This window comes from Candidatus Poriferisodalis sp. (assembly GCF_965237655.1).
Lineage (GTDB): Bacteria > Actinomycetota > Acidimicrobiia > Acidimicrobiales > Poriferisodalaceae > Poriferisodalis.
Window position 1 is genome coordinate 1550434 of record NZ_CBDEGB010000001.1, and the last position, 26607, is coordinate 1577040.

The following is a 26607-nucleotide window of genomic DNA, read 5'->3' on the forward strand; positions in this document are numbered from 1 at the left end:
CATGGCAATCCCTTCACTTCGGGCAGGAACGTCTCACCGGGCCGCTGCCCAGAAAGCCGAGGCAATGCAGATCATCATCACGGGTCGCAAAGTTCAGGTTCCCGACGATGTGCGGGCTGCGGTGGAGCGGAAGATCGGGGCGCTGGACAGATTCGTCGGTGATCTGGATCGGGCCGAGGTGGTGTTCCGGGAGGAGAAAAACCCGCGCATCGCCGAGCGTGAGCAGGTGGAGGTCACACTGCTCGGGCACGGACACCGTGTGCGCGCCTCAGTGTCCGGCGTTGACCAGCACCAGGCGGTCGACCTCGCAGTCGGCAAGCTCGGCAAGCAGTTGCGCAAGCTCAAGACTCGTGTCGTACGGCGCCGGCGCCCGAACCTGCGACGCGATGAGGTCCACCATCCGCTGGCTCGCCTCGACAACGAACTGGTCAACGGTGCTGTGGCTCCCGAGCAGGCGGCGGACATCGACGACCCTGAATGGGTCCCGCGTATCGTGCGCCGCAAGACGTTCGAGCTGGAGTTGATGGATCCCGCCGAAGCGGTCGCCCGGATGCAGCTGCTCGACCACGATTTCTTCCTGTTCGTGAATGTCGACAGCGACAAGCCGAGCGTGGTGTACCTGCGCTCGGACGGAGACGCTGGGCTCATCGAGATCGACGCCTGAACCTTTCTTTAATCCTCGGCTCTGGTGCTGGGGGCCAGCGGTAGCCTGCGCTCGTGGCTCTGTTTCAGCGTGTGCTCCGTGCCGGGGAAGGCAAGAAGCTGCGCCTGCTGGAGGAGTTGGCTCCCGAGATCAACGCCGTCGAGCCAGAGGTGGAGCGGCTCTCCGATGACGAGTTGCGGGCTCGCACGGGCGAGTTTCGCGCTGAGCTCGACCGCGGCGCCGACCTCAACGACGTCCTCGTCGATGCCTTCGCGGTCATGCGCGAGGCGGCGCGCCGTGTCATCGGCCAGCGCCACTACGACGTGCAGCTCATCGGCGGGGCGGCGCTGCATTTCGGCTGGGTGGCCGAGATGCGCACCGGCGAGGGAAAGACGCTCGTCTCGACCCTGCCGGTGTACCTCAATGCGCTGAGTGGCAAGGGCGTCCACATCGTCACCGTGAACGACTACCTGGCCGCCCGCGACGCCGAGTGGATGGGCCGCATCCACCGCTTCCTGGGTATGGAGGTGGGGCTCGTGGTGCCCGGCCCCTACGACGCTGCGCACAAGCGTCGCCAGTACGCCGCCGACATCACCTACGGCACCAACAACGAGTTCGGCTTCGACTATCTGCGAGACAACATGGCGCCGAATCGCAGCGTCCAAGTCCAGCGCGGCCACAACTACTGCATCGTCGACGAGGTCGACTCGATCCTCATCGACGAGGCGCGGACGCCGCTCATCATCAGCGGCCGGGTTGCGGACGCCGCCAAGCTCTACCAGCAGTTCGCTCGTATCGCCGCGACGATGATCCGCGACGTCGACTACGAGGTCGAAGAAGACAAGCGCAACGTGGCAGTGCTCGAGCCGGGCATCACCAAGGTCGAGCGGGCGCTCAACATCGACAACCTGTACGACGAGGTCTCGGCCAACCTGGTTCACCAGATGAACGCCGCACTGCGGGCCAAGGAGCTCTACCGGCGCGACAAGGACTATCTCGTCTCTCATGGCGAGGTGAAGATCGTCGACGAGTTCACGGGCCGCATCCTTGAAGGGCGGCGCTGGAGCGAGGGCCTCCACCAGGCAGTCGAGGCTAGGGAGGGGGTAGCGATCAAAGAGGAAAACCAGACGCTCGCCACCATCACGCTGCAGAACTACTTCCGCCTCTACAACAAGCTCGCCGGCATGACGGGCACGGCCGCCACTGAAGCCGCCGAGTTCAGCAACACCTACGGACTTGACGTCGTCCCGGTGCCGACCCACCTTCCCGTGGTGCGGGACGACCAGGGCGATCTCATCTACAAGACCGAGGCGGCCAAGCTGGAGGCCGTCGTCGACGACCTCGTTGAGCGCATCGGCGCGGGCCAGCCGACTCTTGTCGGCACCGTCAGCGTGGAGAACTCCGAGAAGCTGGCAGCCGCGCTCGATCGCAGGGGCATCGACCACAGCGTGCTCAACGCCAAGGAGCACACGCGCGAAGCTGAGATCATCGCCCAGGCGGGTCGGCTGGGCTCGGTCACCGTGGCCACGAACATGGCCGGCCGCGGCGTCGACATCCTGCTCGGCGGCAACCCTGAGGGTCTGGCGCGCCGCGACCTGCTGCGCGAGAAGCTCGATCCGGACGAGCCGGAGAACGCAGCGGAGCTGTCAGCCCGTGTCGAGCGCTACGAGCCCGAGTGCCGGGCGGAAGGCGACGAGGTGCGCAAGCTGGGCGGCCTCTACGTGCTGGGAACCGAGCGCCATGAGTCACGGCGCATCGACAATCAGCTGCGAGGCCGTTCGGGGCGGCAGGGCGATCCGGGAGCGAGCCGTTTCTACCTCTCTCTGGAGGACGACTTGATGCGCCTGTTCGCCACCGGAGCGGTGAACTGGGTGATGGATCGCACGTTGCCCGACGACGTGCCGCTTGAGGCGAAGATGGTCACCAAGGCCATCGAGCGGGCGCAGAACACTGTCGAGCAGAAGAACGCCGAGGTCCGCAAGAACGTCCTCAAGTACGACGAGGTGATGAACGAGCAGCGCAAGGTGATCTATGCGCGGCGGGAGCAGATCCTCGGTGGCGACGATCTGCGCGCCGAGTCGCTCGGCTATCTGCACGACGCCGCCGAAGCAGCAGTGCTGGATCACTGCACAGGCGATGTCGTTTCCGAGTGGGATCTCGACGGGCTGCTGGCCACGATCGGCACCTACTGGCCAACCGAGCTCACGGTTGCCGAGTTGTCGGGCGAACCTCAGCGGGACTGGGGGGTCGCCGATGCGGTCGAGCTGGTGTCCACCGACGGCGAGCACCACTACACCGCACGAGAGGCCGAGATCGGATCCGAAGCGATGCGCGAGGTGGAGCGGCAAGTGCTGCTGCGTCTCATCGACCAGCGCTGGCGGGAGCACCTCGCAGACATGGATCATCTGCGCGAGGGCATTCACCTGCGCGGGATCGGCCAGAAGGACCCCGTGGCGGAGTGGCAGCGAGAGGGCTTCGACATGTTCGCCAGCCTGCTCGAGCGGGTCTACCGCGACTTCGTTACCTACGTGATGCACGTGCAGGTCACATCGCCGGAGGCCGCCGCCGGATCAACGTCGACAACGGGGCCTGTGCCCTCGAGGCCAGCCGACGGTGCTGCTGGGGCCACAGATGTGCAGTACACCGCGCCGGATCTGACGCCGTCGACTGTCGGTGCTGGCAACGGCGCACCATCTGGTGGGGCTGCAGCCTCAGCGCCGCGCGGTCCCGGTGGTCCGTCGCAGTCGCGACGCATTGCTGCAGCTTCGACAGGCACCGTGGTCAAGTCAGCCGAGGAGAAGCTGGGCCGCAACGATCCGTGCCATTGCGGTTCGGGCCGCAAGTTCAAGCACTGCCACGGCCGCTGAGGCGCCAACGTGAGCCGATCCTTGAGCGACTATGCCGACGCGTTGGCTGATCTGGTCCGGCGCGTGTCCGAGGCGCATCAGTACCTGGGGATCGACGAGGCCCGTGCGGTGGCGAACGGGCTGGAGGCCGAGGCGTCAGAGCCGTCGCTGTGGGATGACCCCGACCGTGCTCGTGCAGTCACCACCCGGCTGTCACGCGTGCGCGACGACATCGAGCGCTGGGAGCGGGCACGCGCAGAAGTGGACGACGCCACAGCGCTCGCCGAGCTGGCGGCCGAGGAGGACGGCGCCGAGCTGCTGCCCGAGATCGAAGAGGCCGTCGAAGCCGCCGAACGCCGGCTCGCAGACATCGAGCTCATGGCGCTGTTCAGCGGCGAGCACGATGAGAACGACGCCGTGTGCGAGATCAATTCGGGTGCCGGGGGCACCGACGCCTGCGACTGGGCCGAGATGCTGCTGCGCATGTACCAGCGCTGGGCCGAGCGCAACGACTTCTCCGTCGAGCTGACCGAGGCGACCGACGGGGGAGAGGCTGGGATCAGCTCGGCAACCTTTCTCGTCAAGGGGCGCCATGCCTTCGGGTTCCTTGCAGCCGAACGAGGCGTGCATCGTCTGGTGCGCATCTCTCCGTTCGATGCGCAGTCCCGCCGCCACACGGCGTTCGCCTCGCTGAAGGTCGTCCCGTTCTTCGAAGAGGTCTCCGACGAGGTCCCCATCGACGAGGGCGATCTGCGCATTGACACGTACCGGTCGTCGGGGGCCGGCGGCCAGCACGTCAACGTCACCGACTCGGCCGTTCGCATCACGCACTTGCCCACGGGCATCGTCGTGGCGTGCCAGAACGAGCGCAGCCAGCACCAGAACAAAGACCGGGCAATGCAGATGCTCGCCGCCAAGCTCGCCGACCTGCAGCGATCCGAACGCGAGGCGGAAGTAGCAGCACTGGCGGGCGAACAGCGCGACGTGGCCTGGGGCAGCCAGATCCGCTCGTACGTGCTGCACCCGTACCAGCAGGTCAAGGACCTGCGGACCAACGTCGAGGTCGGCAATGTCGACGCCGTGCTCGATGGCGACTTGAACGGCCTGATGGAGGCATACCTGCGCTGGCAGCGCTCCCAACGAGGCGCAGACGGCGGGGCTTGACGCCGCCGAAGGCATTGACAGCAGAGCATCAAAATAGGTGATGCTATGCTGTCAACATGAGGACCACGGTGACACTCGATACCGATGCAGAGCAGATCATCCGGCGCCGCATGTCCGAGCGCAAGGTCTCGTTCAAGCAGGCACTCAACGATTTGCTGCGTGAGGCCGGTCCGAAGGGTGCGAGCCGGCGACCGTTCGCCACCCAGACGCGCTCGTTGGGCCCGCCGCAAGTCGATTTGACCAAGGCGCTTCAGCTTGCGGGGCAGCTCGAAGACACCGAGTTGGCCCGGCGAATGGAAACCGGTTCGTGAAGCTCGTCGATGCGAACGTCCTGCTGTATGCCGTCAACGAGGACGCCGACCGTCACCGCGAATCGAGGCGTTGGCTCGATTGGGCATTGAACGGCGGTGCGACGGTTGCTTTCGCATGGCTGGCGTTGTTGGCGTTCGTCCGCGTGTCCACTCACCGAGGCGTCTTCTCTCAGCCCTTGACACCAGCGGAAGCCATCGCACAGGCACGGGAGTGGATCGCTCAGCCAGCCGGCGTTGTCGTCGAACCCACGGCTCGGCACCTCGGCATCGTCTCGGAGCTGCTGGCGTCGTCAGGGTCCGGCGGGAACCTCGTCAACGACGCGCATCTTGCAGCGCTGGCGATTGAGCATCGCTGCGAGATCGTCTCGTTCGATCGCGGCTTCAATCGCTTCGAAGGCATCCGACTCGAAGCGCCGTCCTGAGGGTGGCGTAGGAACCGACTGCACTAGGCGCCGCCGGCTGCGGTTTCGACACCGCAGCTGTGTGCGGGCCGCAGGCGGTGAACGGGTTTCACAAGGACGCTGGCGTACCGTAGGACTCAGCTCAATCTCATCCAGATCTGCTGTAATCCAATCCCGGAAATAACCGACACAGTGATGCCGGAGTCTCGACCCGACCGCACAGCCCGAAGGCGCGCATGATCCGCTTCGACAACGTCACGAAGATCTACAAGGGCCAGACGCGAGCGGTCAACGGCGTGACCCTCAATATCGAGAAGGGCGAATTCATCTTCCTGGTCGGGCCGTCCGGGTCGGGCAAGTCCACGATGCTGCGCCTCATGACCTGTGAGGAGAAGGTCACCGACGGCAACATCCACGTGGCCGGAAAGGACCTGTCGAAGCTGACCAGCTGGCGCGTGCCCTACTTGCGGCGAAACATCGGCTCGGTCTTCCAGGACTTCAAGCTGCTGCCCAACAAGACCGTCTACGAGAACGTGGCGTTCGCGCTCGAGGTCATCGGCCGTCCTGAGAGCGTCATCCGCACGCAGGTCCCAGCCATCTTGGAGCTGGTCGGGCTGGAGGACAAGCACAAGCGTTTTCCTGACGAGCTGTCGGGTGGCGAGCAGCAGCGCGTGAGCGTTGCCCGTGCGTTCGTGAACCGGCCGCTCATCCTGCTCGCAGACGAGCCCACCGGAAACCTCGACCCTGACACCTCTGAGGAGCTCACCTCGCTGCTGGACCGGATCAATCGCACCGGCACAACTGTGGTCATGGCAACCCACGATCAGACGATCGTGGACCGCATGCGGCGCCGGGTAGTGGCGCTGCGGCACGGCGAGCTGGTGCGCGACGAGCAGCGGGGCGCGTACGGCAGCGAGACGGAGTCGCTGGAGGCTGTCGCCTCCCGGCCCCCCGAATGGGTGGATCCGTGAGCCGGATCCGCTACTTCGCGCGGGAGACTTGGACCAACATCCGGCGCAACCTCACGCTGACGTTCGCTGCGATTCTCACCGTAGCTGTCGGCGTGATGCTGGTGGGCATGGGGCTCATGGCGGGCTACGCCAGCGGAAACGCGCTCGACCGCTGGGAGGGCGGCGTCCAGTTCGAGGTGTTCTTGAACCCGCAGATCGATCCCACCCAGATCGACGCACTCGGCATCGAGTTGCAGTCGCACCCTGAGATCGACCGCATCGAGTTCTTCAGCGCCGATGAGGCCTACGCGCTCGTGTCCCAGCAGATGGCCGACCAGCCCGAGCTGCTCGCTCAGGTGTCGCCCGAGGCGCTGCCCGCGTCCTACCGGGTGGTGCCCCGATCAGTCGAGTCAGAGCTGATCGAGTCCCTCGCTGCGCAATTCCGCCAGCGCCCTGGCGTCCTGTCCGTCCAGACCGGGCGTGAAGAGGTCGACGCCATCCGGACGTGGTTCACGTCGTTCCAGGGCATTGTGCTGCTGCTGTCGATCGTGCTGTCGGGTGCCAGCGTCATGCTGATCTTCAACTCGATCCGGGTGGCCATGTTCGCCCGCCGCCGCGAGATCGAGGTCATGAAGCTGGTCGGTGCCACGAACAGCTTCATCCGGTTCCCGTTCATGCTCGAAGGCATGCTGCACGGCCTCATCGGCGGCATCATCGGAGCCATTGCGGCAGGCGCATTGCGCGGCCATGTCGAGGGGCTGTTCTCTCGCTCGGAGATCCTGGCGTTCTTCAGGTCGTTCGTGGTGACGTCCAACCAGTTCACGACCGTGGTGTTCGTCACCGTGATCGCCGGCGTGCTCGTGGGCATGCTCGGCTCCGCCTTTGCAGCGAGTCGCTTCCTCGACGTGTAGAAACACCGGGGCCGTGGCATCAGGCGGCGGACATGAAGCGCTACGACCCGCGGAGGCCCCATGCCGGAGTTTGAGACGATCCTGTACGAGGTTGACGACCACGTGGCCACCATCACTCTCAACCGGCCGGAGCGACTGAACGCGTTCAACAGCCAGATGCTCTGCGATGTCATGGACGCCATTGACCTCGTTGACGCCGACGACGACGTTCGGGCAGTGATCTTCACCGGCGCCGGCCGCGGCTATTGCGCCGGTGCGGATCTCGGTGGGGGCTCCGCCGCCTTCGATTTCGACAATCAGACCGATGAGCAGAAGGCCGAACGGGCCGCAGAGCGACGCGAGAGCGACGATCTGTCGTGGATGCGTGATGGCGGCGGGCTGCTCGCGTTGCGCCTGTACGAGTGCAACAAGCCGCTTATCGCGGCAATCAACGGCCCCGCCGTAGGCGTGGGAGTCACGATGACGCTGCCGATGGACATCCGGCTGGCGTCGACCAAGGCGCGCATCGGGTTCGTGTTCGCCCGGCGGGGACTGGTGCCCGAGGCCTGCTCGTCGTACTTCTTGCCGCGCGTGGTCGGGCTGTCGCGTGCGTTGGAGTGGTGTTTCAGCGGCCGCGTCTTCGATGCAGCCGAAGCTCTCGAAGGTGGGCTCGTACGCAGCCTGCACGAGCCCGACTATCTGCTGCCCGCAGCCCGAGCCATCGCTGCCGACATTGCCGAGAACACCTCGGCGATCTCGGTGACGGTGATCCGCCACATGCTGTGGCGCATGCTGGCTGCCGACCATCCAATGGAGGCCCACAAGATCGACTCGCGGGGGATCTACCACCTCGGGCGAGGCGCGGACGCGCATGAAGGTGTGGCGTCCTTTCTCGAGAAGCGACCTCCCGAGTTCACGCTTCGTCCGAGCCAGGACCTGCCCGAGTACGTCCCGTGGTGGGACGAGCCCGAATTCAGCTAGCCCCAATTCAGCTGGCCCAGCGTCAAGCGGGCCGGGCCCCGGATCCCGCCGAGGGCGCTGGGTCGTCGCCCCAGCCGGTGAGCAGGATGCCTACGACGCAGGCAGCGACCGCGAGTCCGAAGGCGGGCCCGAAGCTGTCGAACCAGTCGGCGAGCAGGCCGCCGATCTGCGGCCCTGCCGCTAGGCCGAAGCCGAACAGGATCGTCGCAACCCCGTAGGCAGCACCGAACTCGTCGCCGGCGAGGTTGTCGCTGACGCGGGCGGCGATGGAAGCGATGATGCCGGTGAAGGCGGTGCCGAACACGAATGCCGACGCCCATGCGACCGCCGGCCCCCCGAGCGCGAGCACTGGGTATGCCGTCAAGGTGATGATCGAGACCAGCGAGACGCCAAAGCCGATGGTGACCGTGCGTCGTCTGCCGAGTCGGTCGGCCATGCGGCCGAAGATCGGACCGCCGGCGATGCTGCCGATGCCGATGGACGAGAAGGCGATCGCAGCGCCCCTCGCGTCGAAGAGGTCTGCGTAGCTCTCGAGGTGGCTCACGATGAACGTGAGCACCGTCGTCACGACGAAGGCGTGCAGCGTGTAGGCGGCGATCAGCCTTCCGGCTTGGGGCACCTTGCCGAGCGCGGCGCGGGCGCCGCCGAAACCCGTGCGGCCAGGTGTGCGCGACCACCTGCGCACGGCGATAGCGAGGGCCACCAGCACCACCGCGCCAATGACGAATTCGATCCGGTACACGTTGCGCGGATGACTGAGGTCTGTAGTGGCGAGCACGGCCTCGGTCGAGCCGGCGCTGGCCGGATCGCTCAGGAGTGCATCGATGGCGGCCGCTGCGACCATGCCGCTGCCGACGCCGCCGGTCATCCAGCCAGCGGCGGCACCCCTGCGTTCGGGCCCCAGCAGCTCGGCTGCGAGCCCGGGCGTGCCCACCCACACGCCGGCCGCGCAGAAGCCCGTCAGCGCGAGTGCAAAGGCCGCGACTCCCACGTTCGGGCTCCATGCCAGCAACGCCAAGCCGACCACGTTGCCTGCCAGGCCGATCCGAACGGCTCCGCTCAGGCCCGTGCGTCCGACCGTCACTGCGACCACCAGCGAGCCCCCGACGTACAGCAGCAGGTTCAGCGAACCGAGCGCGCCTGCGACGGTGTTGGACAGGCTGAACCCGTCTCGCAGGTCTGCGAACAGCAGCGAGTAGGTGAAGCGGCCGAACGACTGCGACACTGCCGCCGCTGCCGCCAACGTCAGCAGCGTGGCGATTCGCCGTGCGCGGCTGAACGATTCGGTATGGGCAGCGGTCGTCAAGGTCAGCTCGCCGTATGGCTCATGGCGTCAGACAGGCGCAATCCTGTGAGCGGCGCGGCGTGCGGCCTAGTCGTGCGGCCAGGTCACGGCGGGGACCGGGGGACGCTGGTGGTAGATCGTCTCGGTGGTGATCACCCGGCGGGGCGAACGCTGCATGTCTGCAAACTTCGCGACGTCGGCGCGGATGACGTCCCGGTCGTGGTCGTCACCGAAGAATCGCTCGCGCAGGTCTTCGAGCGAAGCGAACGAGACCAGGGCGAAGCCGTCGTAGGGCGGGCCGTTGAGCGTGGCGACGACGCTGAGCTGGGTGTAGTCCCACATGCCCGGGTGATGCCTCAGCGCAAGCGGGGCGTGGGTGTCGCGCCAGTGGTTGTCGCCCTGCATGTGGGTCAGGTCAGGGTGGTGGACCATGGGAAAGATCGCCGTCAAGCCTGGTGACGCCGCGCCTGGGTCGGCCCCCAAGGGGCGCTCGCGGATGATGCGTGAGAAACCCAGGTACGTGCCGATTGTCGCAGCGCGCGCGAGCGCGTCGGGGGAGTCGGTCATGGCCCGCACCAGCGTGCGGAACGGGAAGTCGCGGCGGTCGTCCGGATCGGCCGCGTAGCAGACCCCGTTGACGTTGGCCGCTACCTCGGATGCGGCGTCCGGATCGTTGCCAGTGACGACGAGCTCAAGCACGCCAGCACGTTAGTGCCGAGCATCAAACACAGCGCAACGCAGTGCTGACCCCCGGGCACTGCCCAACCCGATGTTGGCCCTCGATCGCCGCGCAACACACTGCTTTGGCTGCGGAGTCCGGCAGGATGGGGGCGTGCTCGAGATGGACGAGGCGAGGTTCGCTGAGCTGGTCGAGGAGGCCCTCGAAGACATCCCCGACGCGCTGCGCTCGCTCATGGACAACGTCGCGATCTTCGTTGAGGACCGCGGAGACGATCCCGATCTGCTCGGCGTCTATGAGGGCATCCCGCTGACAGAGCGCCACGACTATGGCGGGCTGGCCATGCCTGACAGCATCGTCATCTACCGGCTGCCGATCCTGGAGATGTGCGAGACGGCCGATGAGGCCGTCGAAGAGGTGCTGGTGACGGTGGTGCACGAGATCGCGCACCACTTCGGCATCGACGACGACCGGCTGCACGAACTCGGCTGGGACTGACCTCGGTCGCGTTGCCGCTCCAGAACGCTCCCGCTCGGCGACCTCAGATGCGGCCGAGGCCGAGATCCAACCGGCCCCGCGCAACGTTCGCAGCAAGCACCTCAGTAGGACCTTCAGCGAGTCGCATCGCCCGTACCCGTCGCAGGATGCCGGCAAGTGGGTGGCCGTCGACGAGCGCCGTTCCGCCGACGAGCTGAATCGCATCATCGCAGACCCGGCTCAGCGTCTCGGTCGCGAGCGATTTGGCTGCCATGACCTCATTGACGGCGTTCTCGCCGGCATCGACCAGACGCGCCGTGCGGTAGAGCGCACTGCGGGCTGCGTAGGCGGCGATGCGCATGTCGCCAAGGTTGACCCTCTCGACATCGGTCCCGGTCCGCGCCGGGGTATCCCCATCGCTGCGCCGCGCCGATCGTTCTGCGAGCGACTGCTCGACCAGGTCGATGGCGAACCGGCTCTGGCCGACGCAGTCGGCTGCAATCGATAGCCGTGTGGCGTTGATCTGGCTCAGCGCTCTGCCGAGCCCGCGTCCGGCCTCGCCGATGACGTGCGTTGCCGGCACCCGAACATCGGAGAACGTGAACGCGGCGTGGTGGCTGCCATCGAGCGTCCCGAACCGCTTGGTCAGCGTCACGCCAGGCCTGTCAGTCTCAATGAGCACCATTGCCGGCCCGGTCCCGGAGATCTCGACGAGCGCATTGATGAAGGCGGCGTCGGCCCCGCCGGTGACGTACGACTTCTGGCCGTTGATCACCAGGTCGTCCCCGTCATGTACTGCCCAGGTGTGGCGGGGGGCGTCGGCGGGCTCGGTGAAGCCGAAGCCGCTGCGTAGCTCTCCAGCCAAGTACGGCAGCAGGAACTGGGTGCGCACTGGCTCGCCGACGTTGGCGAGCACTCCCGGTGACGGGCCGAGTATTCCTGGCAAGTGACCCACATTGCGGCTGCCGAGCGTGTCGCGCACGATGGTCAGCGCCAGCGCTCCCGCTTCAGTGCCGCCGAAGGCCGCTGGCTGGGTCATGCCGAACACGCCCGCCGCCTTGGATGCCTGCCGGGTCGCCGGGCCGAGATCCTCCGCGTCAACCCGTGCCGCAAGCGCCGCCAACTCGTCGGCAAGGCGCTCGACCGTGCGTAGGACCTCGGTGTGCTGCGAGTCGAGGAAGTCAGGCATCGGCAAGAGACTCCGGACCGGGATCAGCCGAGCGTGCGGGCGAAGAGGTCTGCCAGCCGCTGGTAGTGCAACTCGGCGCCCTCGGGCGAGAAGCAATAGCGCTCTGGGAAGACGAAGCCGTGCTCGGTGCCGGGATACGTCTCGACGGCGTGCCGCACGTCGATCGAGGGCAGGTGGGCCTTCAGCGCAGCGGTCTCTTCTTCACTGACGTAGATGTCGTTCTCGGCGAGGCCGAAATACAGCTCGCCTGCCACCTCTCCAAGCCGCAAGTGCGGCGAGTCGTATTCGTCAGTCACAATGCCCGCCCCGTACAGCGATGCGGCAGCGGCGAAGCGGTCCGGGTAGGCCCCGGCAGAGGCCATCGCGAGCCGCCCGCCCATGCAGTAGCCGACACCGCCGACCGTTCTGGCGTCGATGTCGACGTGTCGAGCCAGCCGGTAGAACGAGTTCGGCAGCACGACAACGTGGCCCGCTGAGGCAATGCGCTCGGCGATGCCAACGAGCTCGGAGCGAATGCCCGACGCCGGCATGTACACGATTACGGCTCGCAGCGTCCCGTCCCGCTCGGGCGTGATCACTTGGCAGTTCATGGTGCCGTCGGCAGTCGTCAGGTCGATTTCGGTGACCGTGGTGGAGTAGCTCTGCTGCGGCATGTCGCTGCTCCTCGGGACTGCGACCTGCGTTCCGCCAACGCGGACGCACCAGTCGGTGCCTGTGGCGGGCGGGCCGCAGCCTAAGCGGCCGCGTGGAGAGGTGACGTCTCGGAAAGCTGCCGTCGAGCGTTCTTTGTGCAAATTTGCCGCCTGTGGCGGCATTTCTGCGCAAAGTCCGACGCCAAGCAATTCTCTGCGCAATATTGCCGCCTGTCGCGGCATTTCTGCCCAAAGTCGAGAACGGCGGGGCTGCCCGACTTCGCCGCCAATCCGTTCAGACTCTAAGCGGTGTGGGTGCGCACCCAGTCGGTGATCAGATCGGCTGCCTCGGCCCGCGCGCCTGAAGGCTGCCGCAGGTAATGGTCGCCGGCGATGCTGTGCACCGGCGCGTCGGGCGCACCGGGTCGGCCGCGTAGCGCGTCGACGATCTTGGCCGTGTCGGAGGTGAAGATGCCCGTGTCGGCGTCAGCGTCGATGACGATCGCCGGCAGCGTGATGTGCTGCGCCTGATCGGTGCTGCACTGCGAGTCGCTGAGGCTCCACATCGACAACCAGGTCCGCAGGGAGCTGACCGTGCCGACACCGAAGATCCCGTAGTTGGCACGGCGCGGATCGCCGAGGTAGCAATCGGGCACGCTTCGCTGGCTGGGGTCGATCGAGCCGTCGAGCATGCGCAGGTCGGCCCACAGTCGCGGGACCACGAACAGGCGCTCGCGGTGTCCCGCAGCAGCCAGTCGATCCAGCTCGTCTTTGCACCACGCGGTGATGCGGGCGTTGCGCGCACGCTGCGCGCTCCGGTACGCACCAATGAACTCAGGATCAAACGGGGGCTGCCGGTCCGCGGCGTAGGGGTCAAGGTTTAGGTCGACGCTGAGGGGATCGTTCTCGTCGGTGACCGATGGGTCCATCCAGTTCGTCAGCACTTCAGCGCGGCCGGTGTGCGCCACGATGGAGACGTAGAGGTTACCCCCCGCCATATCGTCGATCGCCGGGCTGAGACTTCGCCGGCTGTACTCGGGAACCAAGTTGGGTGCGGTGGCCTGGGCTTGATAGGTGGCCATGAGCGAGCCCCCGCCGCTGTTGCCTAGCAGCACAACGCAATCGACGCCTTGGCCGCGCAGCCATCGGACCCCGACATCGATGTCCGCGAGTGCCAGATCGGCCAGGAAGTACGGCTCGGCACCCCGGAAGCGGGTGTTCCAGCCGAGGAATCCTAGCCCGCGCTCGGCGATGTATTCGGCCAAGTAGTGCTCGCTGAAATCGATGTTGTAGTGGGTTGCGATCAGTGCTGTGCGAGGTTCGTGGCCCTCGGGCCGGTAGTAAACGCCCTGGCAGGGATGCCCGCCGACGCCGGCTCGGGGGGCGCTAGCGCTCGGCAGCGCGACGAACTCACGGGTGATGGCCATCTGCAGGCTGGCCTTTGTTCAGGCCGAGGCGTCAGTGGGCACCGGGGCGCGCATCACCGCAAGTGCCCCCTCGGGGTCGGGTTCGAAGCCGGTCGTATCCGCACACAGCTCGACCATGATGCCGTTCGGGTCGAGGTAGTAGAGCGACTGGCACCAGCCATGGTCGATGTCCATGAGCGGGTTCATCCCGGCGCCGGTCATGCGGTTGCGGACGGTCTCTTGCATTTCCGGTGTGGCCCGCACTGCGACGTGGTTGACCCAAACCGGCAGTCCCACCGACTTGCTGAGATCAGTGCTGAAGTCGGCCTGCTCGCCCATGTTGGCAATCTGGAAGAACGCAATGCACTCCCCGTCGCCGATGTCATAGAAGACGTGCTTGATCCAGCCCGTCGGACCGCCGTCAGGGTCTGGGCGCTCGTCCTGCTCGGCGTGGACCAGCGGGAACCCCATGAGCTCCTCATAGAAGTGGTGCGTCGCCTCGAGGTCCTTCGTTGCGTATGCGACGTGATGAAGTCCCATGCTTCCCCCTGCTGTGACCGGCCCTTCTGCGAGCGATGGCGTTCTGCCGTGTCGATGCGCGAACACTGGCTTTGCCGTAACACGCGGTCTCAGGCTGTCACATTCCTGCAGGCCGATTCGCCAAGTCGGCCCGCAGCGGTCTAGGTCACTTGAGCGGGAAGGTCGCGACGTCCACGTACTCGCCCCAGGGCGCCGATTCGACGAGGCTGATCTGGGTCACGTCGAACGCTTCGTGGAGCCGTGGCCAGTCCACCTGCGGCGGGCGGCGCCGGAACCGTGCCACGGTCAGGTGGCCTACGAACGGGTGGTCCGGCGGCGGGTCGCCGATGAACCGGGTGGGCTCGATGACCGAGGCGGCCAGCTCGTCGACGCCCTCGGCAGGCAGCATGAGCACACCCCGACCTAGTCGTTCTGGAGCGGGACCAAGCGTCACCTGAGCAGCGGGAAACGTCGTCGACTCCAAGGTGCTGCACGTCTCGTCCTGGTCGCACTCGCCGAGGAATCGCAATGTGATGTGCAAACGGTGCGGCTTTGTCCAGCTGACTCCCGGAGCGGCCGGTCGAGCAAGCCCAGCCAATTTATCGACGACAGATTCGGGCGGCCACACGGCGACGAACAAGCGCGGCACGGCGTGAAACTAGTGGCCTATTGCGGCATCCGAGGCCGCCTGTCGGAGGGTTACGCTCCCAACCGTGACTCGCCTCCTGCGACGCGCGACAACTCTCGTCGTCTGCTGTTTTGCGAGTACGGGCCTCGTGGCTGGCTGCAGCAGCGACAGTGACGAGACACCGCAAACGGTAGTCGAGGGCACAGCCGCGCCGGCCGCAGCGATCACGGAATCCCCGGTGAGCGACACCTCGGCACCCGACCCTGATGAGGGAAGCGACGCAGAGCGCCACGACGAAGACGGCGATGACCTTGAGTCACGCGGCGTGGACGGGGGCGATAGTCACGACGGCGATGACGATGGCTACGAGGATGAGCAAGGCGGCGACGCCGATGACTCGTCTCGGGAGGACGGCCGCGAGGACGACGACACCGGCGATGGCCAAGAGTCGGTTGATGACGATTCGGATGATCGTTCCGATGACGATGGTCACGAGGATGATGATCAGGGGGAGGACGGCCGCGAAGACGACGACACCGGCGATGGCCAAGAGTCGGTTGATGACGATTCGGATGATCGTTCCGATGACGACGTCGATGAGAACGGTGCCGAAAGCGATGACGGCGATGACGGTGGCGAAGCCGGCGAGTCAGATGATCGGGAAGCCGAGTCCAGTGATGATCAGAATCCTGATTACGACCCCGCCACGGATGAGGATGAGGACCGCCAAGAGGACGACGCAAGCGACGCGGCTGACGACGAGGCAGATGGTGACGCAGCGGAAGCATCCGACGATGAGCCGGGGGAGGGCACGGAACCAGACTCTGAGGACGACGAGTCTGAGGACGCCCAGACGGACGCCGGCGGCGAAGCCGAAGACGTCACCACGAAACCCGAGCCGACCGAAAATCGGGCCCAAGTGCTGGCGCTCGCCGTACCACAGCTGGATGGCACAACCTTCGACATCGAAGCGGTGGCCGGCAGGGACGTACTGCTGTGGTTCTGGGCGCCGTGGTGACCGAATTGCCGGAGGGAAGCGCCTGCGGTCGCAGCGCTGAAGTCACAGCACGGAGACAACCTCGTCCTTGTCGGCATTCCCGGGCGCGATACCCCAGCTGCGATGTCGCGCTGCGTGAGCACGTACGGCGTCGGAAACATGCCGCACCTACCCGACGAGAACGGCGACCTTTGGAGGAGGTTCGGCGTGAGCTACCAGCCCCGCTGGCTGCTGATCCGTGCCGACGGCACCGAGGAACCTGGCGGCGGCGTCCCACCCGACAGCATCGTCCAAGACGCCCTCACCCCTGGAGCCCCCGGCTGATCCGGGCTCGGCTATTCGGCGTCGGCCAGCAGTTCACGCAGGAGAGCGGGAGGATCGTCTGCGGTGACCAGCGCTTCGCCGATCAACGCAGCGTGGTAGCCGGCCTCCACAATTGCCTTCATCGGCGTTCCGCCTGGCACGCCGATGCCTGACGCCGCCACCAGCAGGATCCCGTCGTCGATCCCTTCGAAGCGACGGCTGACCCGAACGGCCTTGTCGTAGTCCACGGTGAACTTCGTTGATTCGGGGTTGTCCCGCTGGTTGATCGCGATCATGTAGGCACCGACGTCGACTGCCACTTCGAACTCGGCCTCGTCTCGCACCTCAGTCAGCACGTCAATGCCGAGCGACAGCGCAAGCTCTTGCATCGGCGGCAGCTGCGACGGGTCGATATCGGCGAGGATGACGAGCAATGCGTCGGCACCCATGGCGTGGCTGTCGCGCACATCGTCGAGCGTGCGCAGGAAGTCCTTGCGCAGGACCGGCAGTCCGGTGACGGCCTTGGCGGCCTGCAAGTCCTCGGGGGAGCCGCTGAACCGTTCGCTCTCGGTCAGCACCGACAGACACGCCGCCCCGCCGGCCTTGTACTCGGACGCAAGATCGGCGGCGTCCGCGTCGGCCCGCAACGCCCCGCGTGACGGCGAGCGGCGTTTGATCTCGGCGATTACCGAGAGTCCTTTTTCCCGCAGCGCAGCGGCGAATCGATGTCCGGTCGCCACCGAACTCGCCTCGGCATCGTCTTCAGCAGCGTTGTCGGCAGCCATAGGGACGATCTCACTCCGCGACTCGGCAATGCCTAAGAGATTGGCCCGCGACTCTACGGGCCGCAACATGAACTAGGGCCCCGGTGCGCTGCCAGCGAGTCCTCGACGCGGCGGTTCTCGCCGGGCCTCAGTGCCCGTACGACAGAAATCGCTTGGGTGTTCGGTAAATATCGAAATATATTCAAGTTCCATGGATGAAGAGCTCTTGAATGATGACGGCGGTGAATTGCAGCGCCGTGAGCTGCGTGCCGCAGGAGTGCTCATCGCATCCGACGCACGGCTGCGGCCGACCACCACGATGGTCGCCGATGACGAGGCGGGTGACACCGTGGCGGTCGCTGCCCTGCTGCTCGACGTGACCCGCCCGGACTGCGTTGATCGAGTCGTGAGCTGGCTGCGCGATACGGCGACGCTCCTCGAGACCATCCGCGAGCTCGAGCGCTGAGCCCGCATCAACTCAATGTCGACGAGGAGCCTCTCCACGAGTAACTGCGGGAGCGAAACACGTGCCTATGGGCCACCGCGCTGCCACGCCGTTCCAGTTATCACAGCTAGTTTTGTCTGGGTGATGCTGTCTGTCAGAGAATTGCACAAGGTGATCGCGGCTACCGCGCATTGCGTGGCGCTGGATCGCTTTGCTTACTCGAACATCCCCAGATAAGTGACGGGACGAATCGAGGACTCCAATCGTCCTGATGTCACGGCCCAGCTCGATTCCCTCTATGAATGGGAGCCCTCTGAACTCGACGCCGGCCTGCGCGCAGCCCAAGCGCGTGCGGTATCGATTGGGGCACTGGATATCGAGGGTTTCCGGCGCTGGGCGCTCGGCGACCTCACTGACAACAGGAACCGGGGGCTGTTCGCGGAGTGGCTGGTCGGCCAGGCGCTCGAGGCGGTTGACGAGGCTGAGCCCCGTCGGGAATGGGATGCCTTCGATCTGGCGTACGGCAGTATTCGCATTGAGGTGAAGGCATCTGGCCGCAGTCAAACGTGGAACCCAAACGAATCGGCGACGCCACGCTTTGACATCGCCCCCCGTAGGTACTCATGGGTGGCCGTCACTGACGAGTGGTTTGAGCACGACCCACCGGCCCGACTGGCCGACGTCTACGTGTTCTGCCTTCACGAGCCCGTTCCGGCGACGAACGAGAACGTCCTCGACCCTTCATCCTGGAAGTTCTGGGTGATTGCGACTCAGTCTCTCGACGATGAGCTCGGATCGCAGAAGACGGCTGGGCTGTCGACACTCGATCGACTCACCGAACCAGTCGAATGGCCCGACATCCAAGACGAAGTTGACCGAGCGATCGGGTCGGCGTAGCCAGTCCTCTGATCACATCCAAGAATCAGGCGAGGCGGCCGGACAATCACCCACGCCCCGCGGGTCGCCAAACTGTCGGACATGTCAGTTGAGCAAACATCACCAGTGGAGAGCGCTGCTTCCGCTCAAGATCGCAAGCATGATGCGTGGATTCGTTGGACCGATCCGTGGCTCGTGTCAGCCGCCGTCGCCAGCGTCCCGCTATTCCTCATGGAGAGCCGTGTCGGTCCGTCCGCCTTGACCGCGGTTCAGATTGCGAACTGGGCAATCTGGGGCTTCTTCGCCGCTGACCTCGGTGTCCGCCTCGTCCTCACGGAAATGGCCCCGGCGCGTTACCTCCGTCGATACTGGTTCGATGTAGCGATCGTGGTGCTCGCGCTGATTCCGGTCGTGAGACCGTTGCGTGTGCTGCGTAGCGCACGCGTCCTGCGCCTCTTGCGTTTGACGACCGGCATGAGCTTTCTCGCGGCCCTGTGGCATGGCCGAGGCAGGCGCGCCTGGAGAAGCCTCCGCGGCGGCAATGCCCTCATCGTCGTCTTCGTGGTGGTTGTCGTCGCCCCGATACTGGTCTGGCTCGTTGAACGAGCGGGCGGCGGGCAGATTGACACGCTCGGCGAGTCGCTCTGGTGGGGAGCGGCCACGATCACCACAGTTGGCTACGGCGACGTAGCACCGGTGACGTGGCTCGGGAGGTCCATCGCCGTAGTTCTGATGCTGGCCGGAATCACCGGATTCGGAGTCGTGACGGCCAATATGGCGGCACGGTTCACAAGAACTGATGGCCTGCCGTCGGCACCCGTGGCTTTGGCACAGTTGGCGCAATTCGAGGCGGCCGTTCTCAGTCAAGGCCTCAGCCAGAGCCAGCATGTGCAAGCCCGGCGGGCCGTGGAGACACTGCACAGACTCATCGGCAGCTCTGAGGATTCGCGTTAAGACCCTCAGTATCCATCGGCGTCATGCTGAATTGCGCATCCGTTCATAGCTACTGTGGCGCCCACCGGAATCGACTGTTGCGGGGAAGATCATGCTGGATGAGTCACACCAGGCTCGGCTGTTCTCGGTATCGGGAATTCGAGGAGAACGAGAAGCAGAGCTAAGAGCAACCTCGGCCTTGCTATCCGTACTCTCGGTCGTCCGTCCATTGTCGAAGCGATTGCTTGCTCCGCTCGGCGCAAGCCGTGCTGATCGCGCGTCGGTTCAGGCCTTTACTGAGGTGACATTCAAATCAACGGATGGCGAGAAGCTGCGCCCGGACGGTGTCGTTCGGGTCACGTCGGGTCAACACGCATTCACGGCCTTGGTCGAGGCGAAGGTGGGTGAAGCCAAGTTGGACGCTGACCAGATCAACAAGTACCTGCGCCTAGCGCGTCAAGAGGGCTACGACTGTGTACTCACCATTTCGGCCGAGATAGCTGCCTTCGATGGAGCCCATCCCACAGCTGGTGTTCAAGTGCCCGCAGGTGGCAAGGTGCAGCTCCATCACTTGTCGTGGACGCGAATCTTGTCCGTATCGATCAAGGAACACGCGCACCGCGGCGTGGAAGACGTTGAGCAAGCCTGGTTGTTGGCCGAACTCATTCGATATCTCGAGCATCCAAGTTCCGGCATCACACACGCCAGCGACATGGGTGAGCACTGGGTCGACGTTCGGGGCAGAGCACGCGACGGTCTGCTGCCTCGACCAACGCCCGAAGTCGCCGATGTGTGTCGGCGCTGGGACCAGTTGCTGCACGCCAACGCGATGGGATTGGGTGCACAGCTCGGCTCGGACGTCCAAGAAGTTGTGTCCCGCGCACATCGACAGAATCCGGCTCTACGCGAACGAGACTTCGCGCAGCGGCTCTGCCAGGAGGGCGTGCTTGACGGCCGTTTACGCGTGCCTGACGCCATAGCCGACATGGATGTCAGCGCGGACCTCCGTGCGTCTCGGCTTGTGGTTTCAGCCGAATTCGCGGCACCCTCCGACAAGGGTGCGAAGGGTCGGGTTGGCTGGCTCGCGCGGCAATTGCGCGAAGCGCCAGATGATTTGATCGTCGAGGCATTCACTCGGGGCTCCAAGTCGCCGGAGATCGCCACACTTGAAGATCTTCGGGAAGACACTGCGCTCGTGTTGCGCAGCAGACATAACCCTCCCGTGAGATTCAGGGTTACGCAGCGAAGCGAGATGGGCCAAGGGCGGCGGACGACACGCAAACTCGGATTTGCGGACTCGGTGACCGAAGCAGTCGAGCGCTTCTACAGCAGTACGTTGCAGCGCCTGCGTAAGGCGGCCCCACCAGCCCCCAAGGCGATGCCGGACCAAGCCGAGCCAGCAGCCGCAACGGACTCGGTACGACTTGATCCTGGGTTTCCTTCGGTTCACGACTAGTCGTCTGTCGTGACGACCTCTTCGCCTCGTTGCAGGTAGGCGTCGATGGCCTCTTGGGAGACGGCAGCGTCCCCGCCGATCACGATGAGCATCAGTGGGTCGTTGTTGCACCCGGCCTGAGTTGCGCGAGCCTCGTCGAGATAGGCCATCGTTGCTGCGGGCAGCTCGTCGGGGGCGGTGAGCAACAGCGGCGCGCCGTAACGCGCCAGCATGGGCGTAGCGCTGAATGCGTCGTACGGCACCCATGCCCGTGTGAGGCCGACAGCGAGACTCCTGCCGCCGAGGTGGCAGGACCCCAGCCCAGTAATGCGAGCGACCTCGACGGCAGTCTCGAACCGCGTCTCGCCGGCGAATCGCAGGACCCGGATGCCGAGCTTCTCGATTGACTCCTCGACGTCCTCGGAGAGCGCGGCCGTTCCGCCCATCAGAATGACTTGCTTGACGTCGTTGGACGTCAGGTGCTCACGCACCTTCGAGTGCAAGGCATGCGGAGGGTTCAGCAAGATCGGCAGGTGAAACCTCCCCGAGAGCTGACCGGCGACGAGCGCATCTGCGAACACCTGGCCGCTGGCCACAATGACTGACCGGGTGCCGCGGTACTGAGGCTCGCCGGCGAGATAGTCCGCCAGCGCCACGCTGGTCAGCACCGAGGTCTCGAAGCGGTCGGCACCGCCGTAGCGCACGACGTTCACCTTGGCCAAGGCCGTCTCTGCGGGCGAGTCTTCGGTGGCTCCGAGCGGGGATGCCGCCACTCCCGCAGTCATCGCCCCGACGAGTGCAGCGGCCGCCGCACAGCGGATCATTCGCTGGCTGGGGCGATGCCTCGCTCCGCGGCGACGTGCGCGGCACGGCGGCAAGCCCGAATCTCCTGAACGCTGCGCCACACGCGAGATGTTTCCACAATTGCAACGGATACCGGTGGGGGGATCGGCGCGTCTTGACCCTGAGCGGGGCGCGGTAGCTTCGCCGCGGTGCTGAAGGATCTGCGTGAGCTGCCTCGGACGGTATGGCCCAGAGCCGTGGTGTACGGCGGCATCGCAGCGGTGCTCATCGGGGTGCCTTCGGACCTGATCGACACGCCGATCTTCGGCCGACCGGTCGCCGTTCGCTGGCTCGACTACGTGATCTTGGCGGCCACCTCAGCCTTGATCGGACTGATACTGGCCATCCGACCTTCGCCGAGCAGCGAGGCTGGCACCGAAGCGGCCGTGGAGCGACAGGGCACCGCCACTCTTTGGGGCGGGTTCGTGTCATTCCTCGCCGTCGGCTGCCCGGTGTGCAACCAGGCAATCGTCGCCCTCGTGGGCGTCTCGGGCGCATTGGCATGGTGGGCGCCGGTGCAGCCTGTCGTGGGGCTGATCGCTCTCGGCCTCCTGCTGTGGACGCTGCGCAAGCGCTTGCGCAGCTATAGCGCCACCGCCTGCCCGATTCCCGCCTGATCCGGGCCCGCCAGATCCTCGTTCAGGCCAGATCCCCGTTCAGGCCAGATCCCCGTTCAGGCCAGATCCCCGTTCAGGCCAGATCCCCGTTCAGGATGGCTCCGCGAGGGCGGCGCGGATCCGGTGGCGGGTGATCCACAGGCGCAAGAGCACGAGCGCTGCGCACAGGAATGCGGTGCTGCCATAGACCATGATCGGCCCCGCAGCCACGAGTACGCCGTAGAAGCCCCACAAGATGCCTTCGCTTGCCGTCAGCACCCATGTCATCGGCGCTACGCCCACCGGGGCATACGAACGCCACGCGGCGACCACCGATGGACCGAGGTACAGCCCGTTCGACAATCCCAGCACGGTGCCCAGGACTGTCCAGCCCGCGACCAGCTGGAGTGCTACGCACGCCACGCCGACTGCGATGCCGGAGAGCACGCCTGCACGCACCTTGGCGCCGTTGCGGTACAGCAGGTACAGCGCCACGCCGTAGCTGATCACCGCGGAGAGCACGGCGGGGATCGTCTCCCAGAATTGCTCTGCGATCACATAAGCGATCCAGCCGGTGTTGATCACCATGCCGACCGCTGCCCACGCGGGCGAGGCGCCTTCGGTCCGTCCGATTCGCAGGAGGCGCACAATCTGGGGCACGACCTGCACGAACGTCACCGCCGTGGCCACAACTGCCACGGCGACGGCGAATTGGCCCTGTGTCACAACAGGACTCGCTGGCGGACACTGCGTCGGCCAGGCAGCAATTGCAGCACGCGACAGGCCGCGCGAGCGGTCACCATCCCCTGAGTGTCGCAGCCCGCGCCACGCCACTTGCGCGGACGAGGCCGTTTCGGTGTTGCATTGAGACTCGTGACCACCGACAGCGGCGACCTGAGACCTCAGCGTCGCAGGCTGACGGGCCTGGCCGCGGTGGTCCTGATGGCACTGGTGGCCGCAATCGCTCAGTCGTTCGGGCGGTTCACCTACGGGGTGTTGCTTCCCGCAGTCCGAGATGATTTCGGCCTGTCGAACACCGTCGCCGGCTCGCTGGCCACTGTGAACATGGCGGCGTACCTGGTGGGCAGTCTGATCGTCGCAGCGGCCTCGAGCCGTTTCCGCCTGCTCTCGATGATGCGTGTCGGCATCGTGCTCGCAATCATCGGCCAGGCGCTGGCGGCCATCGCCCCGGGTCCACTGGTGCTGGGGGCAGGGCTGCTTTCGATGGGTCTGGGCGGGGCCTTGACGTGGATCCCCGCCCCGGTCGTCACGGCCGACGCAATCGCTCCGGACAAACGCGCACTCGCAATCGGGTTCCTCGGCGCGGGCATGGGCCTCGGCGTCGTCTTCGCCGGCCAGCTTTCCGGTTTCGTCCGTTCGACCATGGGCGACGCGTCCTGGCGGAACGTGTACTTGGTGCAGCTCCTGATCGGTGCGGTCGTTGCCGCAGCGGTGCTGCTGCTCATCGGCCACCGCCAGGAGCGCTTGGCGTCCAAGTCCGGCCTCGGCGGGTTCAGCATCCTGCGGCGCATGCACGGCTGGGTACCGCTGGTGTGCGCATTTACGGTCTTCGGGCTGCTGTACCTGCTGGTCATTGCGTTCCTGACGACCCGGCTGGAGGACGACAACGGCTGGACGAGCTCACAGGCGTCGCTGGCCTTCACCCTGGTCGGGGTGGCGATGATCTTCGGCGGTCCGCTGTTCATCGCGCTCGGAGAACGCATCGGAGCGCGCCGGACACTGGTGATCTCGTTTGCCGGATGGGCGGTCGTCACCACGCTGATCCTGCCTGGATGGTTCGTGCCGACGCTGATCTTGTCGGTCGCAATCGGGTTGCTGTTCGCGGCGATGCCGAGCGTGCTGACCGTCTATGTCGTTACGAACACCACCACCGACGACTACGGGCCCTCGTTCGCTGCCACGACGTTCTCCTTCGGCGTCGCCCAGATGATCTCGCCTCAGCTCGGCGGCTTCATCGCCGACGCCACGGGGTCGTTCACACCGGTGTTCCTGCTGTCAGCAGCATTGGCGGTGGTCGGCATGTTCGCGTCGCTCTGGCTTCCCGGGCACACAAGACCCGCCTTCCCGCCGATGCCGATCCATGTGGCTCCAGTGGTTCCGCCCGCCGACTGGCGCGTGGTCAACATGACGTTCGCCGTCACACCCGCAGAGACCCGCAGCCCGTGACAACGCCATGATCCTGCAGCGGTTCGAGCGCCGGGTCCTCGCTGGCATCGTCTGAACGGCTCTAGCCGGCACCGGCGGCGGCGTCGTCAGTCGCTCAGCACGCCAGCTTCCTCTTGTACCTAGGCCAACATCGGAACGAATTGAGCCTTCGTCTTTTTTTGGGATTCGGGCTGCTGGGCTCGGCGGGGTCAGGTTAGTAGCAGGCCGCGGGCTTCGAAGTTGGCGTAGTTGGTGAAGCCGTGGGCTCGGCGTCGCAGGACTTGGAGCAGGTTGTTCGTTCCCTCGATGCGTCCGTTGCTGGGCCGTCCTGTGTGGTGCCAGTCGAGGATCTGGGCATGCCAGGCGAGGAACGTGTCGACGGTGTCGCTGAACTCGGGTATCTGGCCGGTGCTGTAGATGTCCGCGAACCGGTCCAGGGCTGCCATCGCGCCGTCGTGGTCGTCGGCGAGATAGAGCTGGTGCAGCTCGCCGAGCGCTTCCCAGGCTGCTTTGAGCCGTGGATGGGCGGCGAACAGGGCGTCAAGGCGGGCCTGGTCGGCGGCGTCGAGCTTGTCGGGTCTGCGCATCAGCAGGAATCTCGCCCGGAACACGTCGCGGTCGAAAGCGGGCTTGGAGCCTTCGGGGCGGCGCTGGACGTCTCGGCGGACCGCGGTGAGCCCTGCTTGGAAACATCTGATGACGTGGAACCGGTCCAGGACGTGGCGGGCATGGCCGAGCTGGGCGTCGATCGCTGCTTTGTACGCCGCCGAGCCGTCGGACACCACGACCTTCACCGCCGGGCACCATCGGTGCCCTTGGGCGGCCAGGAACCCTGACAGTGCTGCCTGGCTGCGGTGGGGAACCATGGCGAGCACCTCGCCGGTGTCGCCGTTCACCAGTACCGTCACATAGCGGTGCCGCTTGCGGATCGAGGTCCCCTCCACCAGCAGCACCCGACACCTTTGCCGGCGCCGGCGGTCGCCGACCAGACCTGCATAGGCGACCACCAGCGCGTTGACCAGCTTCCAGCCCACTCCATGACGGCGGGCCGCCGAGCTGACCGTCATCGCACGGGCGTCTTTGACCAGCCGGCGCGCCAGACGCGCCGTGACACGGCCCTCGAACGCCGGGTGGTCCTCCATGAACCGCCGGCCGCCGCAGACCTCGCAGACCATGCGCCGCTGCTCGAACACCAGCACCACCGGCCGGCCCGACACCTCCAGGTCGCGGATCTCCCGGTCCCGGCGGTCATGGGCCTTCCCGCTCGGGGTCCCGCAATCAGGGCAACACGGGCGGCGCACCGTCGAGCGCACCCGCACCACCAGCCGCTCAGGCGCGTCGACCACCACCCCCAGCACCTCGACACGCGGCAGCCACAACCGCACCGACATAACATCACGCTTCATCGAGGCCCTCCAGGGTTCGGCGTCTGCAAACACCGATCCCAGCAGGGCCTCGACCCCTACAAGCGGACCCTCAACCCACCCTCATCCCAACAAAAGACGAAGGGCCAACGAATTAGCGTTCCCGGTGGTGTTTCGTGAGTCGTCCGTGGATCTTGAGCGGATCGGCCGGTGATGTCTGATCCGATCGGACCTCGTGTGCCGACTGGCAATCCGGTCGTGCCGCTGACGCCATCGGACATCGCAGCGCAGGTATCGCATCTCGCGATTCGCCGAGCGGCGCTCAGCTTCGGGTCGATGTCGGTGCTGGCGGCGATGGCGGGCGTGTTCGTTGCGCTCGGAGCGATGCTGACCAGCACCATCTCGGCCTCGTCGAATCTCGGCATCGGCCCCACACGGCTCCTGATGGGCGTCGGCTTGTCGACGGGCCTGTTCTTGGTGGTGATCACCGGCGCGGAGCTATTCACCGGCAACAACCTGATGGTCATCGGGCTGCTCGATCACCAGATCACGGTCCGCCAACTCGTCCGCAACTGGATCTCGGTGTACCTGGGCAACTTCGCCGGCGCGATTGTGGTGGTGCTGCCCATCTCCGCATTCGTCGCCGGCGGATTCGAGCACAGCGTGGCCGACATGTACTTCGTGCCGATTGGGATGCTGGTCTCGGGCAGTCAGACGTTGTCGCCGCGGCTGGGCTCTCGACGGCGCAGCTCGACGGCCTGAACGGGGCGTGGTTCGCAGGCTTCCTGGCGATCGTGACCCTGGGCAACGTTGTGGGCGGCGCCGCGGTGTCGCTGGCCAACTGGTTCGTGCACCTGCGCAAGATCCCTATCGTCGGCTGATCC

General features: G+C 65.8%; 29 protein-coding genes. 18 read left to right on the forward strand and 11 right to left on the reverse strand.

Annotated features, from left to right (window positions below; translation table 11 throughout):
- Nucleotide 1: 1 nt before the first annotated feature.
- The 8 genes from hpf to ACPXYO_RS07510 all read left to right on the forward strand — a co-directional run bounded on the left by hpf (nucleotide 2) and on the right by ACPXYO_RS07510 (nucleotide 8186).
- Nucleotides 2–664 carry a ribosome hibernation-promoting factor, HPF/YfiA family gene (gene hpf / locus ACPXYO_RS07475; RefSeq protein WP_423918379.1) on the forward strand — a complete coding sequence of 221 codons (663 nt, stop codon included), beginning with the start codon at nucleotides 2–4 and terminating at the stop codon, nucleotides 662–664.
- Between the two features lie 53 nt (nucleotides 665–717).
- Nucleotides 718–3510, forward strand: a complete 2793-nt coding sequence (secA, locus tag ACPXYO_RS07480) for a preprotein translocase subunit SecA (protein WP_423918382.1) — start codon at nucleotides 718–720, stop codon at nucleotides 3508–3510.
- A 21-nt stretch (nucleotides 3511–3531) separates the two neighbouring features.
- On the forward strand, nucleotides 3532–4653 hold the full coding sequence (prfB, locus tag ACPXYO_RS07485) for a peptide chain release factor 2 (protein WP_423918743.1): 1122 nt from the start codon (nucleotides 3532–3534) through the stop codon (nucleotides 4651–4653).
- A gap of 56 nt (nucleotides 4654–4709) precedes the next feature.
- Nucleotides 4710–4964 (forward strand): antitoxin, encoded by a 255-nt coding sequence (locus ACPXYO_RS07490; protein ID WP_419552478.1) that lies wholly within the window; start codon nucleotides 4710–4712, stop codon nucleotides 4962–4964.
- Nucleotides 4961–5386 carry a type II toxin-antitoxin system VapC family toxin gene (locus ACPXYO_RS07495; RefSeq protein ID WP_423918385.1) on the forward strand — a complete coding sequence of 142 codons (426 nt, stop codon included), beginning with the start codon at nucleotides 4961–4963 and terminating at the stop codon, nucleotides 5384–5386. Before ACPXYO_RS07490 ends, ACPXYO_RS07495 begins: the two co-directional genes overlap by 4 nt.
- Before the next feature lie 215 nt (nucleotides 5387–5601).
- Complete coding sequence (gene ftsE, locus ACPXYO_RS07500) at nucleotides 5602–6336, forward strand: cell division ATP-binding protein FtsE (protein WP_423918388.1); 735 nt, start codon at nucleotides 5602–5604, stop codon at nucleotides 6334–6336.
- Nucleotides 6333–7226: a cell division protein FtsX gene (locus ACPXYO_RS07505; RefSeq protein WP_423918391.1), complete on the forward strand. Its 894-nt coding sequence runs from the start codon at nucleotides 6333–6335 to the stop codon at nucleotides 7224–7226. Before ftsE ends, ACPXYO_RS07505 begins: the two co-directional genes overlap by 4 nt.
- A 60-nt stretch (nucleotides 7227–7286) precedes the next feature.
- Nucleotides 7287–8186 (forward strand): crotonase/enoyl-CoA hydratase family protein, encoded by a 900-nt coding sequence (locus ACPXYO_RS07510; protein WP_423918393.1) that lies wholly within the window; start codon nucleotides 7287–7289, stop codon nucleotides 8184–8186.
- Nucleotides 8187–8208: 22 nt separating this feature from the next.
- On the opposite strand, the gene ACPXYO_RS07515 is transcribed toward ACPXYO_RS07510, so the two are convergent.
- Both ACPXYO_RS07515 and ACPXYO_RS07520 read right to left on the reverse strand, forming a co-directional pair.
- A complete protein-coding gene (locus ACPXYO_RS07515) occupies nucleotides 8209–9492 on the reverse strand; it encodes an MFS transporter (RefSeq protein ID WP_423918395.1) in 1284 nt (427 codons plus the stop codon).
- Between the two features lie 66 nt (nucleotides 9493–9558).
- Nucleotides 9559–10170: an EthD family reductase gene (locus ACPXYO_RS07520; protein ID WP_423918397.1), complete on the reverse strand. Its 612-nt coding sequence runs from the start codon at nucleotides 10168–10170 to the stop codon at nucleotides 9559–9561.
- Between the two features lie 133 nt (nucleotides 10171–10303).
- On the opposite strand from ACPXYO_RS07520, the gene ACPXYO_RS07525 reads away from it, so the two are divergent.
- Nucleotides 10304–10648 (forward strand): metallopeptidase family protein, encoded by a 345-nt coding sequence (locus ACPXYO_RS07525; protein ID WP_419552485.1) that lies wholly within the window; start codon nucleotides 10304–10306, stop codon nucleotides 10646–10648.
- Nucleotides 10649–10691: 43 nt separating this feature from the next.
- Here the strand turns inward: ACPXYO_RS07525 and ACPXYO_RS07530 are convergent, their stop codons facing one another.
- From ACPXYO_RS07530 to ACPXYO_RS07550, 5 genes are all read right to left on the reverse strand, one after another.
- Nucleotides 10692–11816 carry an acyl-CoA dehydrogenase family protein gene (locus tag ACPXYO_RS07530; protein WP_423918400.1) on the reverse strand — a complete coding sequence of 375 codons (1125 nt, stop codon included), beginning with the start codon at nucleotides 11814–11816 and terminating at the stop codon, nucleotides 10692–10694.
- Nucleotides 11817–11839: 23 nt separating this feature from the next.
- The gene (locus ACPXYO_RS07535; RefSeq protein ID WP_423918403.1) at nucleotides 11840–12469 is read right to left on the reverse strand and encodes a dienelactone hydrolase family protein; all 630 of its coding nucleotides are present in this window, start codon (nucleotides 12467–12469) and stop codon (nucleotides 11840–11842) included.
- 281 nt (nucleotides 12470–12750) lie between these two features.
- A complete protein-coding gene (locus tag ACPXYO_RS07540; protein WP_423918406.1) occupies nucleotides 12751–13875 on the reverse strand; it encodes an alpha/beta hydrolase family protein in 1125 nt (374 codons plus the stop codon).
- Nucleotides 13876–13893: 18 nt separating this feature from the next.
- Nucleotides 13894–14394, reverse strand: a complete 501-nt coding sequence (locus ACPXYO_RS07545; RefSeq protein ID WP_423918408.1) for a VOC family protein — start codon at nucleotides 14392–14394, stop codon at nucleotides 13894–13896.
- Between the two features lie 145 nt (nucleotides 14395–14539).
- A complete protein-coding gene (locus tag ACPXYO_RS07550; protein ID WP_420623134.1) occupies nucleotides 14540–15022 on the reverse strand; it encodes a 2'-5' RNA ligase family protein in 483 nt (160 codons plus the stop codon).
- A gap of 217 nt (nucleotides 15023–15239) precedes the next feature.
- Between ACPXYO_RS07550 and ACPXYO_RS07555 the strand changes: the two genes are divergently transcribed.
- Together ACPXYO_RS07555 and ACPXYO_RS07560 are read left to right on the forward strand one after the other, a co-directional pair.
- Nucleotides 15240–16019 carry a hypothetical protein gene (locus ACPXYO_RS07555; protein ID WP_423918411.1) on the forward strand — a complete coding sequence of 260 codons (780 nt, stop codon included), beginning with the start codon at nucleotides 15240–15242 and terminating at the stop codon, nucleotides 16017–16019.
- Between the two features lie 114 nt (nucleotides 16020–16133).
- Nucleotides 16134–16322 carry a hypothetical protein gene (locus ACPXYO_RS07560; protein WP_423918414.1) on the forward strand — a complete coding sequence of 63 codons (189 nt, stop codon included), beginning with the start codon at nucleotides 16134–16136 and terminating at the stop codon, nucleotides 16320–16322.
- Between the two features lie 11 nt (nucleotides 16323–16333).
- Here the strand turns inward: ACPXYO_RS07560 and ACPXYO_RS07565 are convergent, their stop codons facing one another.
- Complete coding sequence (locus tag ACPXYO_RS07565) at nucleotides 16334–17086, reverse strand: indole-3-glycerol phosphate synthase TrpC (protein WP_423918417.1); 753 nt, start codon at nucleotides 17084–17086, stop codon at nucleotides 16334–16336.
- Between the two features lie 190 nt (nucleotides 17087–17276).
- Here ACPXYO_RS07565 and ACPXYO_RS07570 point away from each other — a divergent pair, with 190 nt between their 5' ends.
- From ACPXYO_RS07570 to ACPXYO_RS07585, 4 genes are all read left to right on the forward strand, one after another.
- Nucleotides 17277–17531: a hypothetical protein gene (locus tag ACPXYO_RS07570; protein ID WP_420623138.1), complete on the forward strand. Its 255-nt coding sequence runs from the start codon at nucleotides 17277–17279 to the stop codon at nucleotides 17529–17531.
- Nucleotides 17532–17747: 216 nt separating this feature from the next.
- Nucleotides 17748–18407, forward strand: coding sequence for a hypothetical protein (locus ACPXYO_RS07575; RefSeq protein WP_423918420.1), 660 nt, complete (start codon nucleotides 17748–17750; stop codon nucleotides 18405–18407).
- An 81-nt stretch (nucleotides 18408–18488) separates the two neighbouring features.
- A complete protein-coding gene (locus tag ACPXYO_RS07580; protein WP_423918422.1) occupies nucleotides 18489–19340 on the forward strand; it encodes a potassium channel family protein in 852 nt (283 codons plus the stop codon).
- Between the two features lie 379 nt (nucleotides 19341–19719).
- Nucleotides 19720–20775 (forward strand): hypothetical protein, encoded by a 1056-nt coding sequence (locus tag ACPXYO_RS07585; RefSeq protein WP_423918425.1) that lies wholly within the window; start codon nucleotides 19720–19722, stop codon nucleotides 20773–20775.
- Here the strand turns inward: ACPXYO_RS07585 and ACPXYO_RS07590 are convergent.
- On the reverse strand, nucleotides 20772–21539 hold the full coding sequence (locus ACPXYO_RS07590; RefSeq protein ID WP_423918427.1) for a cell wall-binding repeat-containing protein: 768 nt from the start codon (nucleotides 21537–21539) through the stop codon (nucleotides 20772–20774). The two genes, ACPXYO_RS07585 and ACPXYO_RS07590, sit on opposite strands and share 4 nt — an antisense overlap.
- Nucleotides 21540–21746: 207 nt before the next feature.
- On the opposite strand from ACPXYO_RS07590, the gene ACPXYO_RS07595 reads away from it, so the two are divergent.
- Complete coding sequence (locus ACPXYO_RS07595; RefSeq protein ID WP_423918430.1) at nucleotides 21747–22214, forward strand: hypothetical protein; 468 nt, start codon at nucleotides 21747–21749, stop codon at nucleotides 22212–22214.
- A gap of 90 nt (nucleotides 22215–22304) precedes the next feature.
- On the opposite strand, the gene ACPXYO_RS07600 is transcribed toward ACPXYO_RS07595, so the two are convergent.
- Nucleotides 22305–22919 (reverse strand): hypothetical protein, encoded by a 615-nt coding sequence (locus tag ACPXYO_RS07600; protein WP_423918433.1) that lies wholly within the window; start codon nucleotides 22917–22919, stop codon nucleotides 22305–22307.
- A 147-nt stretch (nucleotides 22920–23066) separates the two neighbouring features.
- Between ACPXYO_RS07600 and ACPXYO_RS07605 the strand changes: the two genes are divergently transcribed.
- On the forward strand, nucleotides 23067–24380 hold the full coding sequence (locus ACPXYO_RS07605; RefSeq protein ID WP_423918436.1) for a CynX/NimT family MFS transporter: 1314 nt from the start codon (nucleotides 23067–23069) through the stop codon (nucleotides 24378–24380).
- Nucleotides 24381–24568: 188 nt separating this feature from the next.
- Here the strand turns inward: ACPXYO_RS07605 and ACPXYO_RS07610 are convergent, their stop codons facing one another.
- Complete coding sequence (locus ACPXYO_RS07610) at nucleotides 24569–25765, reverse strand: ISL3 family transposase (RefSeq protein WP_423918439.1); 1197 nt, start codon at nucleotides 25763–25765, stop codon at nucleotides 24569–24571.
- A 171-nt stretch (nucleotides 25766–25936) separates the two neighbouring features.
- On the opposite strand from ACPXYO_RS07610, the gene ACPXYO_RS07615 reads away from it, so the two are divergent.
- Nucleotides 25937–26485, forward strand: a complete 549-nt coding sequence (locus ACPXYO_RS07615; protein ID WP_423918442.1) for a formate/nitrite transporter family protein — start codon at nucleotides 25937–25939, stop codon at nucleotides 26483–26485.
- The last annotated feature ends 122 nt before the right edge of the window (nucleotides 26486–26607 follow it).

What these genes read in the sequence shown, in the direction of transcription:
- hpf (WP_423918379.1), top strand. Translation starts at nt 2, where the DNA reads ATGGCAATCCCTTCACTTCGGGCAGGAACGTCTCACCGGGCCGCTGCC.
- ACPXYO_RS07490 (WP_419552478.1), top strand. Translation starts at nt 4,710, where the DNA reads ATGAGGACCACGGTGACACTCGATACCGATGCAGAGCAGATCATCCGG.
- ftsE (WP_423918388.1), top strand. Translation starts at nt 5,602, where the DNA reads ATGATCCGCTTCGACAACGTCACGAAGATCTACAAGGGCCAGACGCGA.
- ACPXYO_RS07510 (WP_423918393.1), top strand. Translation starts at nt 7,287, where the DNA reads ATGCCGGAGTTTGAGACGATCCTGTACGAGGTTGACGACCACGTGGCC.
- ACPXYO_RS07530 (WP_423918400.1), bottom strand. Translation starts at nt 11,816, where the DNA reads ATGCCTGACTTCCTCGACTCGCAGCACACCGAGGTCCTACGCACGGTC.
- ACPXYO_RS07535 (WP_423918403.1), bottom strand. Translation starts at nt 12,469, where the DNA reads ATGCCGCAGCAGAGCTACTCCACCACGGTCACCGAAATCGACCTGACG.
- ACPXYO_RS07540 (WP_423918406.1), bottom strand. Translation starts at nt 13,875, where the DNA reads ATGGCCATCACCCGTGAGTTCGTCGCGCTGCCGAGCGCTAGCGCCCCC.
- ACPXYO_RS07545 (WP_423918408.1), bottom strand. Translation starts at nt 14,394, where the DNA reads ATGGGACTTCATCACGTCGCATACGCAACGAAGGACCTCGAGGCGACG.
- ACPXYO_RS07565 (WP_423918417.1), bottom strand. Translation starts at nt 17,086, where the DNA reads ATGGCTGCCGACAACGCTGCTGAAGACGATGCCGAGGCGAGTTCGGTG.
- ACPXYO_RS07570 (WP_420623138.1), top strand. Translation starts at nt 17,277, where the DNA reads ATGGATGAAGAGCTCTTGAATGATGACGGCGGTGAATTGCAGCGCCGT.
- ACPXYO_RS07580 (WP_423918422.1), top strand. Translation starts at nt 18,489, where the DNA reads ATGTCAGTTGAGCAAACATCACCAGTGGAGAGCGCTGCTTCCGCTCAA.
- ACPXYO_RS07590 (WP_423918427.1), bottom strand. Translation starts at nt 21,539, where the DNA reads ATGACTGCGGGAGTGGCGGCATCCCCGCTCGGAGCCACCGAAGACTCG.
- ACPXYO_RS07610 (WP_423918439.1), bottom strand. Translation starts at nt 25,765, where the DNA reads ATGAAGCGTGATGTTATGTCGGTGCGGTTGTGGCTGCCGCGTGTCGAG.
- ACPXYO_RS07615 (WP_423918442.1), top strand. Translation starts at nt 25,937, where the DNA reads ATGTCTGATCCGATCGGACCTCGTGTGCCGACTGGCAATCCGGTCGTG.